Raw genomic sequence first — 17,090 nt, forward strand, 5'->3', positions numbered from 1 at the left:
GACGGTTGTCCTCAAGGGCGAGGTACAGCACGTCGCCCTTGAGGACAACCGTCGCCGGCTTCAGCGCCGTATCGACAAGTTGCTCGGTCCGCTCAACCCGGAGTGGCCCGAAGCGTTCGAGTACGCGACAGAATGGCCCCGCGCCAACGAGGGCGGTCTCGACAAGATCCGCGAATGGATTTTGGCGAAGGCCAACCCGCGCTTGGTCATTGTGGACGTGCTGGCGATGTTCAAGCCGGTGCGGGGCTCTAGCGAGTCCCTGTACGAAGCCGATTATGCAGCAATCAAAGGGCTGCAAGGGCTCGCAAGCGAACATGGCGTCGCCATTTGCATTGTGCATCACACCCGCAAGTCGGGCACCGAGAGCGATCCCTTCGAAAAGGTATCCGGGACGCTCGGCCTGTCCGGCGCCGCCGATACCACGTTGATCCTCGACCGGGACGGCAACGGTGCTACCCTCTACGGGCGGGGCCGCGACGTTGAGGAGATCGAGAGCGCCGTCGTCTTCGACAAGGCGGGGTGCCGTTGGCATGTCCAGGGCGAGGCAAGCGACGTTCGCCGGACGGACGAGCGCGGCGCGGTGCTCGCGGCTCTGGAAGACGCAACCGAGCCGATGTCGCCGGGGGAGATCGCTGACGAGACGAGGATGTCGAACCAGAACATCCGTCAGCTTCTCGTGAAGATGGTCAAGGCGGGCGAGGTGGTGAAGGTCGGTCGCGGACAATACCGCCACCCCGATCACAACCCACCCCCCGATCACAACAATCACAAGATCACAAAGCTGTCTGATTACCGGCCGGCCAAGAGCGGCGATGGCCTCTCGGGGGCTGTCAGTGATCGACCGGTTTGTGATCGTGATCCCGTCACCAATCACAAACTCACACCGTCAGAGGAACGCCGGGATACCGCTTGCGGAACGGAGGTCTCTGCTTCTCAGACGGGTTGTGATCATGTGATCGATGTGACCGGGGGTAGCGATGTGATCGCTGCGCCGGAGGATCCCGTCTCAAAACCGGCGAGGGATTTCCTCAAGTGGCTTCAGTCCCGGCCGGAGCGGCCGATCAACGCAAAGCTGATCCCTTCGCACGCACCGCGCCACACTCGCACTCCCGAAATTCGAGGGCTCGTGCTCGCATCGCTTGAAGAGCGCGGCTTGGTTCGGATCGAGGAACGAAGCAACGCCGGCACCCGTGTTTCCCGCTTCATCTATCTGACCGACGGAGGCGCGAATGGCTGAGGTGCTTTGCCCATCAAGCCGCAGGGTCATGCCTCGGCTCGGCCCTCTGGGACCTCGAGTGCTTCAGCCTTTCGATAGGCGAGAGGGCCTGACAACGGCTCAAGCCGCTGCGGTCGCTGGCCGAACGGAACGGCGGGTGCGGCAGTGGTGCATTGAGCACGATCTCGGTCGCCGGGTGGCTGGCGGCCCATGGCTTGTTAGCCGAGTGGCGCTTGCGGCATTCCTGAACGGGGACCAGCAGGCGCTCCAGGCTTATCTCTCCGGTGATCGCCGCTCGCCAAAGGTCATGCAGTACTTCGAGGCAGAAGGGTTGCGGGATTTAGCAGAGCGTTGGCAGAGAATTTCAATCTGAACGTTGCGGAAATCGTGACGTAGAACAGAGGCGGCGGAAACGGCATCTTTCAGCATCATGAAGCCTCAAGCTGATGGGTGCCCAATATGCCTTCCTGCCGCTCCCTGACGTTTCCTGAAGCCCTCCGTTTCCGTGCGGAGCGAGGGCTCTCCGATGCTGTGGTTCGGGCTGCTCGACAGAACCGCGTTTCGACCTCGGAGTATGTGCGTCGAACCGTTCGTGCTCAGTTGGTAGCCGAAGGTATCAGGCTTCCGCCGATCAAGGACGATGACGGCCCCGGTCCCGTCGGTCCCGCCGTCGCCCTCCGTCCCGCAGCGTGAGGGAGAGCGACATGAACGCGCTTCCAAACGTCAACGTCCGCCAAAGCCGCGAAGACCGTGCTCTCGCTCCGGTGGTCGGTTTCAAACCTAGCACTGTCGTGCTCTACCCGCTGCCGCCCGCGCCGCGCAGCGCTGCACAGATTGCCGCTGAGCGCGACGCCGCCCAGGCCGAACGCGAAGCTCTAGAGACGAGCCGTTCCGACGCGCTGCTCAAGGGCAGCGCCGACGACGTCGCCTCGCTGGATCATCGCATCGCAGTCGTGAAGATCCGACTGGATCAGCTGGAGGTACAGCACGCCGCTGCGGTTCGCTCGGAAGCCGAAGCGCACGCCGCCTACGAGGCCGAGCAGAAGCGTCGGAAGGATCTCCACCGCAAGGCCCATAAGGCCAGCGCCGAGGTTCGCGCGCTCTCTGAGCAGTACGTCGCCGAAGCCCAGCGCCTCGTGCCGCTGCTCGAAAAGATCCGCGACGGCGCGGCCCTGATCGCTTCGGCCAACCTCGCCCTGCCCGACGGCGCCGATCCGGTCCCGCCCGGCGAGCCTCGGTGCAGTTGGCAGGGCCGGTCCGACCAGCCTCACACCTCTATCGCCAGCCGCGTGAAGCTGCCGAACCTCGGCACCGACACAGGCTACATCTGGGGCGATGTCGTCCCGCTCCATGGGAGGATCGTCAATGACACGCTCTGAGATTGAGGACGGCGCCGCTTGGGCCCGTCGCACCCTTCGCAAGCCCGAGCCCATCACCGCCGAGCGTAAGCCCAACCAGACTGAGCGCATCGCAGCTTGGATGGCCGAGAACCGCAAGGCTGAAGGCGGCAGCGCACCTCAGACCCGGTCGGCCGTCGAGCAGACCCGGCGCGATCTCACCTCTCCCGGTTCGTCCTTCACGGTCGGCGCCGAGCGGTATGCGGCTGACGGCTCCCGCTGGAAGCGCGTCGCCTAAAGGAGTTGCGCAGGTCCCCAGGTCGGCCTGGGCTCCTTTCCTGCGCGGTTGAGGGCGATGTGGTCAGCCCGACAGCGAAAGCCGGCCTGCCCTCCATGCCATGGGAGAGGGTTCAAGGTTGGCACGACCGCACTCCCGCCGACCAAAGCGGCGGATCATCCGGGATCGCGGCGGGAGGGTGACCCCGCTGCGGTCCCGACTCAGAGGATGCGGAGAGCCTGATGGCCACCACCAAGCCCGACACGACCGAAGCGACTGTGACGCCCGCCGTGCCGGTCATCGAGATCCCGCCCGTCGATCCGGGTGATGCTCACGGCGTCGGTAACATCGAGTGCACGCCCGTCCGGCCTGACCTGCTTCACGAGACCGCCGAGAAGGCTGAAGCTCGATGGCTCGCATGGCAGTCGGCAGGGGTGAGGTAACCCTATGCTGTCACGCCTGCTCTTCACCCACGAGTTCACCGTGACGGTCGAAGAGTCCGCGCCAACTCTGGCTGTGAAGGCGAACCGTCACTCGGGTCAGGCCGTCGCCATCTTCAGTAGCGTCTTTGATGCGGGCATCCACCTCGCCCCGACGCTGCAAGCGCTTCAGTTCTGTCGTGCTAACGCCCAGCCGAGCTGCCAACTCGCGAGGATCAACGATCCAATCGCCCAAATGTCCGAACGTGAGCCGCATGGAGATACCCTCCTACAGCTCGGCAGTACGTGCGGGGCTGAGACTGACACTAGCACGGTACGCAGGAAGATCAGAAGGGCAAACTCTGAGCCTGATCCACTTGCAGATGGGCATGAAAGTTTAGAGCGGGTCCTGTCCAGACGGGAGGGCCACGCGGGTCCGCCTGAGCCCGACACCTGTCTAGGTGCAGCCCCTCAAAACCACTTAACCTTCACAATCGCAGGTGGACTCATGGCCATCACTACCAAGGCTGCACTTGCCGCCGAATTAAAGATTTCTAAGGCCCGCGTCAGTCAATACGTAAAAGCGGGTATGCCAGTACGTTCCGACGGCAAACTGAACCGCGAGCAGGCTCTTAACTGGATCAACCGGACTCAGGCGAGCCAGACGGTCCAAGACAAGGGCGTCGTTCGTGCCCGCCAGCTCGCACCGGATCGGCCTCGCCTCCTGCGCTCGCCCCCGCCGCTCGGCGCGTATGAGCCGGAAGTTGAGATCGCTCGAAGCATTATCGGCAAAGCCGAAGCCATCGTGGCGCAAAGCGCGATCACGACCGGCGCCTCGTTGGAGGTCGCCTACGTCCTTAGCGTGATGATTGCGAGCGCCCTGGACGGTGCTGCGTCTGATGCTCTCGCAGAGCATGGGTTCGAAGGCTTCGCCAAAGGCTTCACCGTCGGCGAACTGTGCAGCACCAAAGACTTCCCCGCACCGGACTGGACTGCTCTCGCACAGCGGTGCGGTGGCGTCTTCGATGAGGATGCCTGCGAGCGGCGCCTCGCCCAGATCGAAGCGTCAGCATGACCGATCAGCCGACCTCCCCGCCCATCCCGACAGACCCGCCGCGCATCGGTGAGATCCGAACCCTGTTCGGTATCCGGCTCCGCTGGAACGGCACGCAGTGGCAGAAGGTGACTACCGATGGCTGATGAACGCCTGCGCCTTGTTGCAGAGGTAACCGATCAGTTCACGGGGCCGCTGGACAAGCTCAACACGGCTCTGCGCCGTACCGCTTCGACCGGCACCCAAACCGGGAAGGATCTCGCGAAGGATTTCGAGGGCTTCCATGGCACGCTCGGAAAAGCGACGACAGCCTTGCAGGGGATGCTGTCTCCCCTTCAATCCCTCGGCGTCGTCGGCCTTGGTGCCGGGCTAGGGCTGGGTGGCATCGCCACGGCGCTCCGCAGCTTCTCCAGCGGCACGCAGCAACTCACGATCCTGTCGAAAGAAACCGGCCTTGCCGTCAACGAACTGCGCGCCTTCAACGCGCTGGGCGAGCGGTTCGGCGCTTCGGCCGATACGATGCAGGGAGGCGTGAAGCGCTTCTCCGATGAGATGAGCCAGCTGCGCAAGCGCTACGGCGAGGCGTACTCTGGCTTGCAGGCGATGAACCTCGGCGAGTTGGTCGAGAAGCTGGTCAACGCCCCGAACATGAAGGCCGCCTTGGACGCGGCAATGGAGTCGCTGAGCAACATCGGCGATCCGGTCCGCCGCCGGAAGGTGGCCGAGATGCTGTTCGGCACGGATCAGATCGGCGCCGTCGCCGGTCAGGTCACGGGCAAATATCAGGAGATGATGAAGGAGATCCAATCCTCCATCGGCTCCATGAGCAAGGAGACGGAGAAGGCGGCGACCGAGTTCGAAAAGAACATGAGCCGCATGGGCAACGCGGCCGAGCGGCTGAAGCTCAACACGCTCGGCCCGCTGCTCAAAGGGCTCAACACCATCGTGGAGAGCGGCGACCGGAACGGTATCCGGGGCAACGCGGAAGCGATGGACGCCGACCTCGCGGGGCGACTGGCGGCGGCGACGAAGCAGCGCGACGACCTCAAGGCCGACCCGGTCAAGAACGCCGACCAATTGAAGTCGCTGGAAAAGGAGATCCGCACCCTCACGGATGCGATCCGCCGGTCCAAGGACGCCGCTGGCCCGAGCGGCGTATCCGCAATTCCGATGAGCTATGGCGGCGGTGGCGTTGGGGGCGGCGGCCCTCGGATCTACAACGCTTCGTTCGGAGGCGGCGGTATGCCCGGCATGGGTGTTCCCGGCATGGGTGGAGGCGGGTTCGGTGGCTTCGGCGATCTAGGGCCGCCTCTCAACCCGCGTGCCGGCGGCGGCGTGCCCGGCATGGGGCAAGGAGCCCCCGGTGCGGGTGGTGGGGAAAGCATTCCAGCGCCCCTCCGCTCGGGCCGCAGCAACGGCTTCGGCGGGCCTCTCGCCGCGCGTACCGGCGACATGATGCGGTACGCGATGGATCAGCTTCGAACCGAAGGCGTCCCGGAGGATCAGTTGCGGCAGGCCGCAGCGCATATGGTCGGGCAAGCTCAGATGGAGTCGGGCCTCAACCCGAACGCTGTTCACGACGGCGGTACGGGGTACGGCATCTACGGTGCCCGTGATCCGAATGGCCGGGGTAAAAAACGCCGTTCGGAAATGCTGCGGTGGCTGAAGGCGAATGGCTATGAACCGAACTCTGCCGAAGGGCAGATGCGGTACATGACCCATGAGGCGATGAGCGATCCGAGCTATGGGAGAACGCGCCGCATCCTCATGGGCCAGGGATCGGGTGATCTCAACGCCGACACGGTGACGATCACCAGGAACTTCGAAGCGCCCGCCGTCACCAATTATCGGACAGGGGCTGTCGCTCATGCCTATCGCGTCGGCCCATCCGTCGCGCCCGCCAGACCTGCCGCGGCAGCCGACGAGAACGGCTTCTTCCCGAACGGCGCCCCGCGCGCTCTGAAGCCTCGTTCCATGGCAAGCGACCCGACTGTGCCGGGACAGGTAGTCGGGGAGACGGTAGCAGGTGAGCGGCCAGGTGATTTACTGCTCCGTCGCTTCTACGACATGTCAAACGGAGGCCGCTCCCACTCTAAGGGCACGCTTCACATTCAATTCGAAAATGCTCCTGCCGGGATGCGGCCCCGCGCGTCGATGGACGACCTGTTCAGCAGCACGACGATCAGCAAGCAGCGCCAGTTCGAACTGCGAGGTGAGAATGTCTGATCCCGCTCTCATCTGCGAGGTCCGCACCGAAGGCGGTGTCTTCCGCGACTGGCTCAGCGTGACGGTCGCGCAGTCCTTCGACGCGACGTGGCAACGGAATTTCCGCCTGATCTGCGCCGAGCCGAGCAAGAACCTCTTTGAGCGCCTTGCCCCGAACATGCGAGTCGATATCGCCTTGGCTGGCGAGGTGGTCATCCAAGAGGGCTACGTCGTCACGCGGCAGGTGGCCTTCGACGCCAACCGACACGCCGTCGTGGTGCAAGGCTACTCGAAAGCCGGACTCGCCACCGAGGGCTCCGTCGATAGCGGCACGGGCCAGTACCGGGGCTACACGCTGGAAGCCATCGCTAACTCCGTTCTGAAGCCTCACGGCCTCAGGTTCCGTATGGAGGACGCGCCGGACAGCGCTCGCGTGCCGTTTCCGAACGTAATGGTCCGCTACGGCGAGAGCCCCTTCGCGATGATCGCCCGGCTGTGCAACCAGCGCGGGCTCTGGCTCGATGCGGATGCCGACGGGACGCTCGTTGCCAACCGGAAGAGCGGCGGCGACTCGGCGACCTTCGTTGAGGGTAAGAACATCCTCTCGGCCGAGTGCACGATCCAGGCGCCAGCAGTCTCGCAGATTATCGCGAATTCGCAGCAGCCGGGCTCGGACAGCCTGTTCGGGCGGAAGGCTTCCGAGATCCAGGCGACGTCGGACCTCTCGGCCGGGATGCCGAACATCAAGCGCAAGGTGCTCGCGGAGATGCCGCTCGATCAGGAGGGCGCGGTCGCTCGCACCAACATGGAGGCGCAGGCCATCGAGGCATCGCGCCTACGGGTGAACCTCACCTACCAGGGCTGGCACAAGCCCGGCACCGGCAAACTATGGTCGCTCAGGGACAACGTGACGATCAAAAGCCCGATGCTCTTCCCGACGGAGAGCGGGCAGATGGAGCTAAAGCTCTGGGGCGTCATCTACTCGCAAAGTTCGGAAGGCGGGACGACGACGCAAATCGAGTGCGTGAACCGTAACGCCTTCGCGGTTCGCAGGCCCGACGCGAACGTTGATGATGGCTGGTATCGTGCCGGGGCTACGCCTGCGGTGCCGGAGGCGGCGACGTGAAGTTGCTTGTGCAGGAATTTAAAAACAGCACGCCTTTGCCAGTCTTTTCTTGCTGATATATCATTGTTCAGCACTATATTGTTTATCTCTTGGGAGATTTCAAAATGAATATCGATACATTGACGATGCGCAAAATCGATCAGGATGAGAATATTCGACATCAGCTCGCGAGAAATCTGTACGAAGCGTTTGAAGCTTTTGATCCAACCGATCAGGAGTCTTATGACGATGTCGACCCATCACTAAAACTGATTTACGAGGCTGTAGTTGCTTATTTTGTCTTTCATAACCGCGAATTGATCAAAGTTGCGAATGAAACCTAATACCACCTCATAGATCGGCATGCCCATTTTTTCGAGAAAAACACACTGTGCTGTCAAGACTGGCGGCATACTTCGACTTACTATATAGGCCAGCGTAATCTTCCAAATAATTGTGTCCCCGGCCTCCGGCTGAGTTTCACCCTTCTGCCCAAATATGTATGATATATTATTATCTTTGCCAAGTATTTGAGGCAGACAAACCGGCTCGAAGCTATCAATACCAAGCTCTGCTATGGCATAGGCATAACATATTTTTATGATAGTTTGCCCGAGTTCGTGGGGCATGAATTTGGCTTCGTAGACACCATCGAAACCATAGAGTGCCATGTGCTCATCAACATTGACAGTTGGATGCGCCTTTCCTTTCCAATATAGCGTGTCAATATTAGGATTATTGCCAACAAAGAAACCGGCACGACCGAAATGCGGTAGGAAAACCACAGCAGGGTAGTCTGTTGCTGGAACCATTCTTCGCTTTGGAGTGCCATCCCGATTGATTACACCAATTTCTAATTCGGCAGGGCGGGCTTTCCGCCGCCGCGTTGGAAAATTGTATCGCATTCTCAATTTTCCGAATGTCGTCCTGGCAGTCACTCCTTCGAAATAAAGTGTTTTATTTGCGCAATTTCTGCAACTTGACTTTGGTAAAACCAAGTGGCCGCCTAGAGAAAGCGGGATTGGATGTTCATCTGTCAAAGGGCCATCGGCGCAGCCGCAATATATGCAGATGCCGACAGGAGGATACTTAAATGAGGGTGTTCGACGGAAGGCTGACATGACACAAGGATTAGTGCGATGTCGCCTAATTTCAAAGCGCGTTCTTCATCTTGCCTCCAATCGCTATTCATATTTGCCGCGGATTGGATGCGTCATAAGTATCAATAGGATCAGCTAAAGCCCGCGCGATCTCTCGAACCTGCTTGATTGCCTCGGCCTAGGTGAAACGGCCGGTGCTGGTCCGGCGCTGGGCGTCATTGGACCAGTAGACGTAGCCGGCGCGTCGGCCGGCGGCGTCCTCAACGCACACTGACTCTCAAGCAGGCAGATGCGGAGCGGTAGCTTGAGGCCGAGTGTAGGCATCGTACCTACGTAGGACTCGTAAGTATCTCGTTAGCCGTCCACCGCCGTTGTATTCAATGAGAATGACTCTTGGAGCGTTGACTTTATAGCCCGGACCTTCGCCTCCGATGCACGGGTACGCCACTTCTGCAAGAACACAGTCAACCATTGCTGCTTCTATGGGTGTACTTTTTCACTCTAGCGACACGCTTGGTGAAAGGGATAATACAAATATTTTGAATTCCGAAAATTCTAAAATAATTGAGCTATCTCTTATACATTTCTGATCTCCACCTGCATTCAGCTAAGATTTCTCGCCGCTCTCTCTTCTTGTTCTCTTTAATCTTCCTATCAGATAGATAAAGTTTGAAGACGTCTGCGACGATCTGGCAAGATATAATTAAGCTCAGTATGATGCCCCAATAATCAGATAGTGAATATGCAAAAGAAGCAGAAATGGCTTCTATATTATCGTCTGACTTCAGTAGATCCGCTTGATAGCCTAATAGATTTCCAATGCGATAATGATTTTCTGATAATTTCCTGCCTATGTCCGATTGATAATATTTCAACAGCCAATATGTTTCTGTATTATTCCTCATATACCCCACGGTATCGTTAAAACCAAATACCTGCCATCTTCGTATATAATTGCTAATATTGATGAAATCATCGCATTTCTTGTCTTTCTGTCTTTTATAATTCACCTTTTCACAATTCGCAGTTTTAAGGCTTTCAACTGCTATAAGTTGCTTTGCAAGTTCCGCTTTGTAAGCAACGAGAGACTTGTCTGCGCGATCTTGAAGAGAAGATTTCTCAATATTAAAGATAAAAAGAACGACGGCACCCAAACCAATAAATCGTGTTGCAATAAGTATAATCGCCCATGTCTTTTCATCGAATTTGTGGACATAGCCTACAAGCGACAAGACAATGGCAGATATGATTGCAAAAAGAAAATTCTCGAAAATCATTCAGATCTCAATACAGCTAGTGCCGCGCTCATGAACAACAAATTTGTTATAAAGCATAATGTTTGATTTTAAACAAGACTTCGCCTTTGAGTTTCTGATAGCCGGCAACAGCTTGCGCCTGCTGCCTTCCTCAGGCGCACCCCCGGCCCCTCGCCATTTTCCTCAATGAAGATGACGCATGGATTTGCGATGAGAGCGCTAAACTGGCTTTGGGTTGCCTAACGCTTGCCGATCACCCAACTCCCACCATCGCTTCTTTCACAATCTCCAGCGAACGAAGGATGGAGAATGCAGTTGCCTCTGCATCCGCCTCGCCCTCGGCATTATCTGGGAAGATTGCAACGGACTCGGCGCCTTCGCCGCCTTCTTGGCCGACTATGATCTGAAGGGTTAGGCCCTCATCGCCGCTCTCGGCCCGGATCAACGCAACGAAGTGCCCGACGGCCGTTCCGTAAACCTGAAGCGGGCTGAACTCCGCAATGGTGTCAGGTGGTGCGTCTGCGGGACGGCCAAAATTTGGGCGTATAACGTTTGTCATGGGCAGATTATCGCACACTTCCGCGAAGCCGGCTGCCAAGGTGCAGTGGTATTTCGCCTGCGCATTCAACGTGCCGTGGTGCCGACCCATGTGCCCGTATATCTGCGCACTGAAATGGCGAGACTTATTGCCGAGATCGCCAAGGCAGCGCGAAGGTTGGGCTGACACAAGGCCACGTCAGTACCGGCAGCCGAGGCGCCGCTCGGCCGCGCGTAGATCCTCAACTTGCGTCCGCTGCCGCGTCGAAAGAGGAACGTCCGCCTCATCGTCATACTGGCAACCTGCGTTCCCGAAAGCCTGGATGCCGCGCGGCGAGCGGAAGCAGTAACCGGCGGCCTTGAAGATTGCATTCCGCTCATACCAAAGATCGTCGCAGGACGACCTCGTCACCGCCGGAACTGAAGTGTCGGATGCCCCGGCTGTCCGGCAACAACCGACGTATCGCGCGCTGACCCATCCTGTCTGGCCGGACGGCAGCTGTATATTCACCCATCCCCCGCGACGGCCGATCTCGGTGAAAAGTGTTTCGGGTCCGAGCCGCGCAATCCGCACACCCTCGCTTCCGCTGGGAAGGCTCCGCAGTGCAAGGAAGTTGTCACCAGAGGGGTCCAGGCCGACCGGGTAGCTGAACCGCTCCTGTTGGACCTGTGCCAGCACGCACGAGGCAGACCCGAAGGCTGAGAGAAGTGCAGCGCCTACGAGACTGACGGCAAACTTACGCACGCCTCTCACTCCTCTAGCGGGGCCCGGCTCGGACAAAGAGCCTTGAAGATCTGGATATTGGTAGGATAGCCAGACGCTGATGAACCATCCGCAATTTCGCCGGACGGCAGACTTTTCAGCACATATTTCGCCATGCTGTCCTTGTCCGTAGACTCGCCAAGGAAGCGATAGCGATTGCCGCGGAAATCGACAAATTCCCCTCTTGGGCAATTGGCGAAGATCTCGTCGTTCAGGCGGACGGCTAATTCCTCGCGAATGCAATCAGGTGTCACTTTTCCTACGTAATCGCGACAAAACCCTATAGCGTCCTCGCGTGTATGTTTAGTTTTGATAGTGGCCTGAGACGTATCAAGACCGCTCATAGATACGACGGTGACTGTCATACCGATCCGCGAGCCGTAGAATATCTTGCCTGAAGCGAGGGCCGGACTGGTGACAGCTACAACCATGGAAAAAAGGCCGATTGGCAGCATCTTCATTTGAGATAGCCTTTCGCCATCCAATGCTCGGTAAGAAGCCTCTTGGCGTCTACGCTATCACTAAAGCGACCCTTGTAGCCGCCAGCCTATCGCCACTGTTCCTTCATACAAGCCAAGATGTAAACGGTCCTGATGCAGCCTGCTTGGTCTTCCGGCGTATGCGCCTTGCCCATGCATGCTTCCATCCCGGATGACAGTAGCGTCTGGTCGATCTCTCCATCGGACTCGCAAGTGAAGATCGATTGGAAGCCCTCGAAGCGGTTCACTTGCCAGCAGATGATCATAAATGAAATTAAGCAAAATGCGCTTACCAGCACCCAGCTATCGTAGAACCAGTGCCTCTGTTCGCTAGACTTGGTACTCGTGCTAGTCATTATTGGATGAACGCTTGTGTAGCGATCGCTTAGATATTGCTCTTCACGACCGCTTTGCCTTAAGCGCGTCCTCTACAAGGCGGCGAATGGCTTCTGGACGCGAAGGCTTCGGATGGGGCTGAGCCTCGATCCAAGCGTCAAGCGGCTCTAGCAGAAGCGGCAGCAACCGCACGCCGATAAGCGTACCCTTGCCGGTGGGCTGAGGCCCCCGTCGTTTCTTTGTTAGCACGGTTTCTTGCGCGGCCATAGAAACCGTGTTATCACAACAGCGGCCCGACGGGAAGTTCGTACCTTCACGCCGGGCCTGACCACGAACTGGAAGGGCATCACAGTCATGGCTATCCACCACCTTACACCGCCCATTCGCGGCGGTGAACGCCCGCGCTCGCCTTCACCACAGATTGGACCGGTCACGCAGGCCATCCGCGCGATGCGGGGCGCAGAGCCCTCCAAACCCGCAAAATTCGCGGATTTGCCCGCCGATCTGCGCGAAATCCGGCTCGAATTGGCCAATCGTATCGAAGCGTACATTGCCCTTCTCGACGCGCTGGACGGCGACACCGACTTTGAGTTCGATGACGAACTCGAAGACGAGAACGAGCACGGCGGCGACGTGCAGGACGAACCGCACGACGCGCAGTTCGATGATGAGCACGCGGCGCAGCCCGTCTTCATGGGCGGTGGCGCCTTCCAAGCCGGTAGCTTTGGGAGGGGCGCGTGAACGACCCCGCATCCCGTCGCGGCTTCCTACGCGGCCTTACCACCCTGCCGCTCATTGGCGGTGGCATCTCACTGATCGGCGCTCCGTCTGCCGTCGCGCAGCCCGTCACGACCGGCTTGCTGATGGCCTACGACGAGTGGCTGTTCATGGAACGGCGGATGCTCTGCCTTGAGCAGTGCCCCGGAGATGATACCCGCGAAAACTTCCGCCCGACGAACACAGGCGCTCATACCTATCACTTTGATGGCCCTGGCCATTGGCGTGACCCCCACCGCCTGCCCTCGACCCGTGCGGCCCTCGTCCTGAGCGCCGTCGGCTGCGAATGGGAAGGGAGGGGGATATGGTAGACGCCGTGCAGCGCCGTCGGCTGCAAATGGAGGGAGGCACTACCAGGCGCCCGACCCTCGCCACGCAGAACGGCAAGTCCGTCTCCCGGATCTCAAAAGTTCGGCGGGCGGCGGCCCGTCCAGACATAGAGATCGCCCGCCTTCGCCGCTGCCTCGCCAGCATCAGGGCCGAAGCCGAAAAGGCGCAAGCTCGTGCGGAGGAGGCTGAGAAGCTGATGCAGGCCGTCTTCTCGGTCGCCTGCAAGGGCGATCCAGTCATGACGGTCGCCATGGTTCGCCACGCGATCATCGAGGGGGCAAACGCGCACCGCGTCGGTCTCGTCGTCCGGTACTGCGAGATGGCTGAGGAGGGCACGCTATGCGCATAGCCCTCCCCCTACCGTTAGCCGAGCTTATGCAGAGCGCAGAGCTTGTTGCCGTCGGGATCGCGCAAGTAGGCGAGGTACAGACGACCGGCAGCGCCGTTGCGCTCGCCCGGCGGGTCCTCAATGGCAGTACCGCCGTTCGCCACTCCAGCCTTATGCCAAGCGTCGGCTTCCTCCGGCGCCTCCACGTTGAAGCCGAGGGTCCACCCATTCCCTGGGTTCGCGGGCTGACCGTCAATCGGCTTGGTGACGAGGAACATCGCTCCACGGTGCAGGTAAACGAGCCGCCCCGCCGCGTCCTCCTTGCCCGCCTTGCCGCCCATCGCGGCGAACAGGGCGTCATAGAAGACCTTCGACCGGGCCATGTCGTTGGTGCCGACCATCATGTGGCTGAACACGGGCAATCTCCTCCTGTTGGGAATGCCTCAGCTAGCCGTGGACAACGCTGTATCAACCTCGGGAGCGAGCACGGAGGAGTGATCCCATGCATCTGATCGCTCCATTCATCTCCCTCGCCGCGTGGTGGAACCTGCGTCGGGTCCGTCGCGCCACGGCCGACTTCCGCAGGGCCACCTACTACGCGCTGCGGGGCGAGCGGGCCTTGATCGCCAGTGGGATGATGCCGGCGGTGGTGACGGAGAGCGGCGTGCCGGCGATGCCGAAGCTGCCGCTGATCCGCAGCTAATACCCCGGCCCGGCCGCCAGCGCGGCCTGAGGATCTTTCTCAATCTGAGAAAGAACCTGTCCCGAGCCCGGCCGGGCCTCTGAGATGCAACGGCCGACTTGGCCACTCAGTCGGTGAACGCGGGCGCAAAGTTTGCGCTTGCGTATCCGGGGTGTTTGCCAAGCTGGCGAAGAGCACGGTGGCAAAAAATTTTCGGCAACGTCGGCGCAAAGTTTGCGCTCACGTGAGTCGCCAAGTTGGCGACATTCGTGGAGTGGCAGACCTCGCCACTCCATCCTGGTCCGTGTCGCCAAGTTGGCGGGACGGCTGAGGACTGCGATGCAAACGCAAACTCTGCGACTGCATCGAAGGTTTCGCCAGCTTGGCGAAAGCTAAGCGCAACTTAGGGGTGCCCAATCTGGGCACCCTTCACGAAATGCCCCGAACAGTTGCAGGCCGACTTATTCGGGGGAAGCCGAAAAACAAGCAGCGTCAGAGAGTTGAGCCAGATGTGTCCACTAAGTGGACACTTTTGGGGGAACCGGATGGGTGGGGAAATCCCCCACCCTTTTGCATGACCAAGCTGCTGGCGCGGTCTTGGGTGTTCCAAGCGAGAACACCCACGCCAGGACCAGCCGAGCTTCACCAACGCCGCTGGCGCATTCGGTACGCTGTGAAACGGACGGGTTGAAATGGTCCGAAAGTATGCTACAAACAGTTCAACACGTCCGGTTTGGCGCCCATGGACCCACTCGAAAAGACCTTCACCACCTCGACGCTGACTGAGATCGCCGGCTGCACTGCCGACACGTTCCGCACGTGGCGCAACCGAAACGGTCTGTTCCCGGAGACTGCCGGCAAGTCTGGGTGGAAGCGCTTCTCCCTGCTCGACATCTGCCTAGTGCGGGCCGTGGTCCTAATGACCGAGCAAGGTATCCTTGCCAATCACGCCGTCTGGCTCGCCAACACTCAGTTGTTCGCCGATTTTGCCGCGCGCTTACAAGGCGTGGCGTGGGCACGGTTCGTTGTCGTCATCCGCAATCCCAAACCCTACACTGGGCGCGTTCAAGTGAAGCACGCGGACGGCAGGGAAGAGTTGATTGACGGCAAGGATCTGCCGGCGCAGGAAATCTTGTTCCGCCGTCTTCGGCCAGATGCCTCCCTCATGGAAGCCATGGCTGAGTCCAGCGGCATCGCCACGATAATTAATATTGAAGAGATCACTTCGCAGGTGCTCTCCTATTTTGAAGGGAGCGTGGCCTGACCATGCCGCGCCCTATCGCCTATCCTCTCGGATCTTGGCCGCTGGAGATGCGAGCGGAGACAGCCGCTGCGTTCTGCGATGAGCCGAGCGTCGAGGCGTTCCGGCGCAAGGTCGAGCGCGGCATCTACTCGCCTCCCCGCGTCGCCGCTGGCTGCCTGCCCAAGTGGCATCGCGGGCGGTTGGAGCAGGACATCGCTCGCCGGCATGGCCTTGCGATTAGCCCCCTCCCCCTCGCTGAGAGCGTGGAGGATCTAATCTGATGCCGCGCCGCAAGCCGCAGGGTTGGCCCAAGCTGATGGTCACGCGGCGGCTCGCGTCCGGGCTGACCGCTTACTATTGGGTTCCACCTACCTGGGCCGCTAAGCGTGGTTGCAACCTGCGCTCGGAAGCGCTGGGTCAAGATTATGGGACGGCCAAGGCTCGCTGCGACGACGTTCTCAATCCGCAATTCGACGCTTGGCGTCTGGAAAGCGCTCTACCCGTTGAGGCAAATCGCGTCCGCGTCGGCACCTTCGATTGGCTCGTTACGCTCTACAAGTCTTCTCCGAAATACACCGGCAAGCCGCCGCAGACCCGTCGGAGCTACGACGCATCGCTTCACTTGGTTTCTAGCTTCAAGCTGAAAGACGGTCGGTGCTTCGGGACGCTGGCTATCGGCAGCATCACCCCCGGCGCTGCGGATCGGCTTTACGCCAAGTTGAAGCTCAAGGCGGATGGTACCGAGCGCGTTCGCACGGCCATCCTAGCTATGAGCATCGCGAAGCGGGCGTGGAACGTGGCACGCCGCGACAAGCCGGAAATCGTGCCGCTCGATAATCCGTTTGCCAAGATGGGCCTGTCCTACAAGGCAAAGGCTACTCGCCCCGTGACGCATGACGAGGTGGTGCGCTTCGTGGCCGCCGCCGACGCAGCCGGCGAGCCGTCCATCGGTACTGCGGCGATGATCGCGTTCTTCTGGTTGCAGCGGCAGGAGGACATCCTGTCCCGACTCAGTTGGGGGCATTACCGCCCCGCCGATGCGCCTCACATTGTGCGCGTGTTCCACCATAAGACCGACGAGTTGGTCGAGGTGCCTCTTTTCGACACCGACGGCACGGCGCTTTGGCCGCAGATCATGGATCGGCTGGATGCCGCACCTCGGCGCGGTACGCTGATTGTGATCCGTGATCAGCCGGACCGTCTGCGCAAGGTGCATCTGCCTTGGCAGTTTCGCTATTTTCGACATCGCGTTGCCGAGATCCGCTCAGCGGCCGGCATCGATCCCGAGGTCAAGTTCATGGGTCTGCGCCACGGCGGCAACGTCGAGGGTGCAGAGGCTGGACTGACAGACGCTCAGCTCCGCGCTCTGAGCGGTCATCTCACTACCGCAGCCCTCCTTCGGTACGCCCAGGCGACACCGAGGCAACGGCAAGCGGGAGGGCGGAAACGACTGGATGCGAGAACGAAGAAGGAAGGTTTGTCGAAATAGCCGATGACGCCGTGTCGAAACGGCTTCAGAACTACCGGCTAAGTCTTTGATTTATTGGTGGGCGCACTAGGGTTCGAACCTAGGACCCGCTGATTAAGAGTCAGCTGCTCTACCAACTGAGCTATGCGCCCGATCGCTTCAGCGACCGTTTTGTCGG

At 60.0% G+C, this 17,090-nt stretch carries 22 protein-coding genes and 1 tRNA gene; 15 read left to right on the top strand and 8 right to left on the bottom strand.

Going from position 1 to position 17,090, the window contains the following annotated elements:
* The 5 genes from MFF06_RS18420 to MFF06_RS18435 all read left to right on the top strand — a co-directional run.
* A partial coding sequence (locus MFF06_RS18420) for an AAA family ATPase (protein WP_238206667.1) occupies window positions 1–1,237 on the top strand: 1,237 nt, incomplete at its 5' end.
* 28 nt (window positions 1,238–1,265) lie between these two features.
* Window positions 1,266–1,589: a helix-turn-helix domain-containing protein gene (locus MFF06_RS22830; protein WP_370876588.1), complete on the top strand. Its 324-nt coding sequence runs from the start codon at window positions 1,266–1,268 to the stop codon at window positions 1,587–1,589.
* Window positions 1,590–1,920: 331 nt separating this feature from the next.
* Window positions 1,921–2,595 (top strand): hypothetical protein, encoded by a 675-nt coding sequence (locus tag MFF06_RS18425; RefSeq protein ID WP_238206668.1) that lies wholly within the window; start codon window positions 1,921–1,923, stop codon window positions 2,593–2,595.
* Complete coding sequence (locus tag MFF06_RS18430) at window positions 2,582–2,851, top strand: hypothetical protein (RefSeq protein WP_238206669.1); 270 nt, start codon at window positions 2,582–2,584, stop codon at window positions 2,849–2,851. The genes MFF06_RS18425 and MFF06_RS18430 overlap by 14 nt, the downstream gene beginning before the upstream one ends.
* A 221-nt stretch (window positions 2,852–3,072) precedes the next feature.
* Window positions 3,073–3,273 (top strand): hypothetical protein, encoded by a 201-nt coding sequence (locus tag MFF06_RS18435; RefSeq protein WP_238206670.1) that lies wholly within the window; start codon window positions 3,073–3,075, stop codon window positions 3,271–3,273.
* 10 nt (window positions 3,274–3,283) lie between these two features.
* Here MFF06_RS18435 and MFF06_RS18440 read toward each other — a convergent pair whose 3' ends face one another.
* Window positions 3,284–3,526: a DUF6522 family protein gene (locus MFF06_RS18440; RefSeq protein WP_238206671.1), complete on the bottom strand. Its 243-nt coding sequence runs from the start codon at window positions 3,524–3,526 to the stop codon at window positions 3,284–3,286.
* A gap of 231 nt (window positions 3,527–3,757) precedes the next feature.
* Here MFF06_RS18440 and MFF06_RS18445 point away from each other — a divergent pair, with 231 nt between their 5' ends.
* From MFF06_RS18445 to MFF06_RS18455, 4 genes are read left to right on the top strand one after another with little or no spacing between them, the layout of a single operon-like run.
* Complete coding sequence (locus MFF06_RS18445; protein ID WP_238206672.1) at window positions 3,758–4,324, top strand: hypothetical protein; 567 nt, start codon at window positions 3,758–3,760, stop codon at window positions 4,322–4,324.
* Window positions 4,321–4,449 carry a hypothetical protein gene (locus MFF06_RS22725; protein WP_283207292.1) on the top strand — a complete coding sequence of 43 codons (129 nt, stop codon included), beginning with the start codon at window positions 4,321–4,323 and terminating at the stop codon, window positions 4,447–4,449. Before MFF06_RS18445 ends, MFF06_RS22725 begins: the two co-directional genes overlap by 4 nt.
* Complete coding sequence (locus MFF06_RS18450; RefSeq protein WP_238206673.1) at window positions 4,442–6,529, top strand: phage tail tip lysozyme; 2,088 nt, start codon at window positions 4,442–4,444, stop codon at window positions 6,527–6,529. Before MFF06_RS22725 ends, MFF06_RS18450 begins: the two co-directional genes overlap by 8 nt.
* A gap of 58 nt (window positions 6,530–6,587) precedes the next feature.
* Window positions 6,588–7,634: a hypothetical protein gene (locus MFF06_RS18455; protein WP_238206674.1), complete on the top strand. Its 1,047-nt coding sequence runs from the start codon at window positions 6,588–6,590 to the stop codon at window positions 7,632–7,634.
* Between the two features lie 242 nt (window positions 7,635–7,876).
* Here MFF06_RS18455 and MFF06_RS18460 read toward each other — a convergent pair whose 3' ends face one another.
* The 5 genes from MFF06_RS18460 to MFF06_RS18480 form a co-directional block, all read right to left on the bottom strand.
* Window positions 7,877–8,518 (bottom strand): hypothetical protein, encoded by a 642-nt coding sequence (locus MFF06_RS18460; RefSeq protein WP_238206675.1) that lies wholly within the window; start codon window positions 8,516–8,518, stop codon window positions 7,877–7,879.
* 764 nt (window positions 8,519–9,282) lie between these two features.
* Window positions 9,283–9,990: a hypothetical protein gene (locus tag MFF06_RS18465; RefSeq protein WP_238206676.1), complete on the bottom strand. Its 708-nt coding sequence runs from the start codon at window positions 9,988–9,990 to the stop codon at window positions 9,283–9,285.
* 232 nt (window positions 9,991–10,222) lie between these two features.
* Complete coding sequence (locus MFF06_RS18470; protein WP_238206677.1) at window positions 10,223–10,618, bottom strand: hypothetical protein; 396 nt, start codon at window positions 10,616–10,618, stop codon at window positions 10,223–10,225.
* A gap of 87 nt (window positions 10,619–10,705) precedes the next feature.
* Window positions 10,706–11,260, bottom strand: coding sequence for a YARHG domain-containing protein (locus MFF06_RS22835; protein ID WP_370876577.1), 555 nt, complete (start codon window positions 11,258–11,260; stop codon window positions 10,706–10,708).
* The gene (locus tag MFF06_RS18480; RefSeq protein ID WP_238206678.1) at window positions 11,257–11,730 is read right to left on the bottom strand and encodes a hypothetical protein; all 474 of its coding nucleotides are present in this window, start codon (window positions 11,728–11,730) and stop codon (window positions 11,257–11,259) included. The genes MFF06_RS22835 and MFF06_RS18480 overlap by 4 nt, the downstream gene beginning before the upstream one ends.
* A gap of 708 nt (window positions 11,731–12,438) precedes the next feature.
* Between MFF06_RS18480 and MFF06_RS18485 the strand changes: the two genes are divergently transcribed.
* The 3 genes from MFF06_RS18485 to MFF06_RS18495 are packed head-to-tail and all read left to right on the top strand — an operon-like array spanning window position 12,439 to window position 13,540.
* Window positions 12,439–12,825 (top strand): hypothetical protein, encoded by a 387-nt coding sequence (locus MFF06_RS18485; protein ID WP_238206679.1) that lies wholly within the window; start codon window positions 12,439–12,441, stop codon window positions 12,823–12,825.
* Window positions 12,822–13,172, top strand: coding sequence for a hypothetical protein (locus MFF06_RS18490; protein ID WP_238206680.1), 351 nt, complete (start codon window positions 12,822–12,824; stop codon window positions 13,170–13,172). Before MFF06_RS18485 ends, MFF06_RS18490 begins: the two co-directional genes overlap by 4 nt.
* Window positions 13,166–13,540: a hypothetical protein gene (locus tag MFF06_RS18495; RefSeq protein ID WP_238206681.1), complete on the top strand. Its 375-nt coding sequence runs from the start codon at window positions 13,166–13,168 to the stop codon at window positions 13,538–13,540. Before MFF06_RS18490 ends, MFF06_RS18495 begins: the two co-directional genes overlap by 7 nt.
* 14 nt (window positions 13,541–13,554) lie before the next feature.
* Here MFF06_RS18495 and MFF06_RS18500 read toward each other — a convergent pair whose 3' ends face one another.
* Complete coding sequence (locus MFF06_RS18500) at window positions 13,555–13,935, bottom strand: VOC family protein (protein ID WP_238206682.1); 381 nt, start codon at window positions 13,933–13,935, stop codon at window positions 13,555–13,557.
* 86 nt (window positions 13,936–14,021) lie between these two features.
* On the opposite strand from MFF06_RS18500, the gene MFF06_RS18505 reads away from it, so the two are divergent.
* The 3 genes from MFF06_RS18505 (at window position 14,022) to MFF06_RS18515 (ending at window position 16,933) form a co-directional block, all read left to right on the top strand.
* Window positions 14,022–14,222 (top strand): hypothetical protein, encoded by a 201-nt coding sequence (locus tag MFF06_RS18505; RefSeq protein ID WP_238206683.1) that lies wholly within the window; start codon window positions 14,022–14,024, stop codon window positions 14,220–14,222.
* A 721-nt stretch (window positions 14,223–14,943) separates the two neighbouring features.
* A complete protein-coding gene (locus MFF06_RS18510) occupies window positions 14,944–15,465 on the top strand; it encodes a hypothetical protein (RefSeq protein WP_238206684.1) in 522 nt (173 codons plus the stop codon).
* 259 nt (window positions 15,466–15,724) lie between these two features.
* Complete coding sequence (locus MFF06_RS18515) at window positions 15,725–16,933, top strand: site-specific integrase (RefSeq protein ID WP_238206685.1); 1,209 nt, start codon at window positions 15,725–15,727, stop codon at window positions 16,931–16,933.
* Window positions 16,934–16,988: 55 nt separating this feature from the next.
* Here the strand turns inward: MFF06_RS18515 and MFF06_RS18520 are convergent.
* Window positions 16,989–17,064, bottom strand: a tRNA-Lys gene (locus MFF06_RS18520).
* Window positions 17,065–17,090: the final 26 nt, after the last annotated feature.

Source organism: Methylobacterium aerolatum, assembly GCF_022179085.1.
In the GTDB taxonomy this organism is placed as follows: domain Bacteria; phylum Pseudomonadota; class Alphaproteobacteria; order Rhizobiales; family Beijerinckiaceae; genus Methylobacterium; species Methylobacterium aerolatum.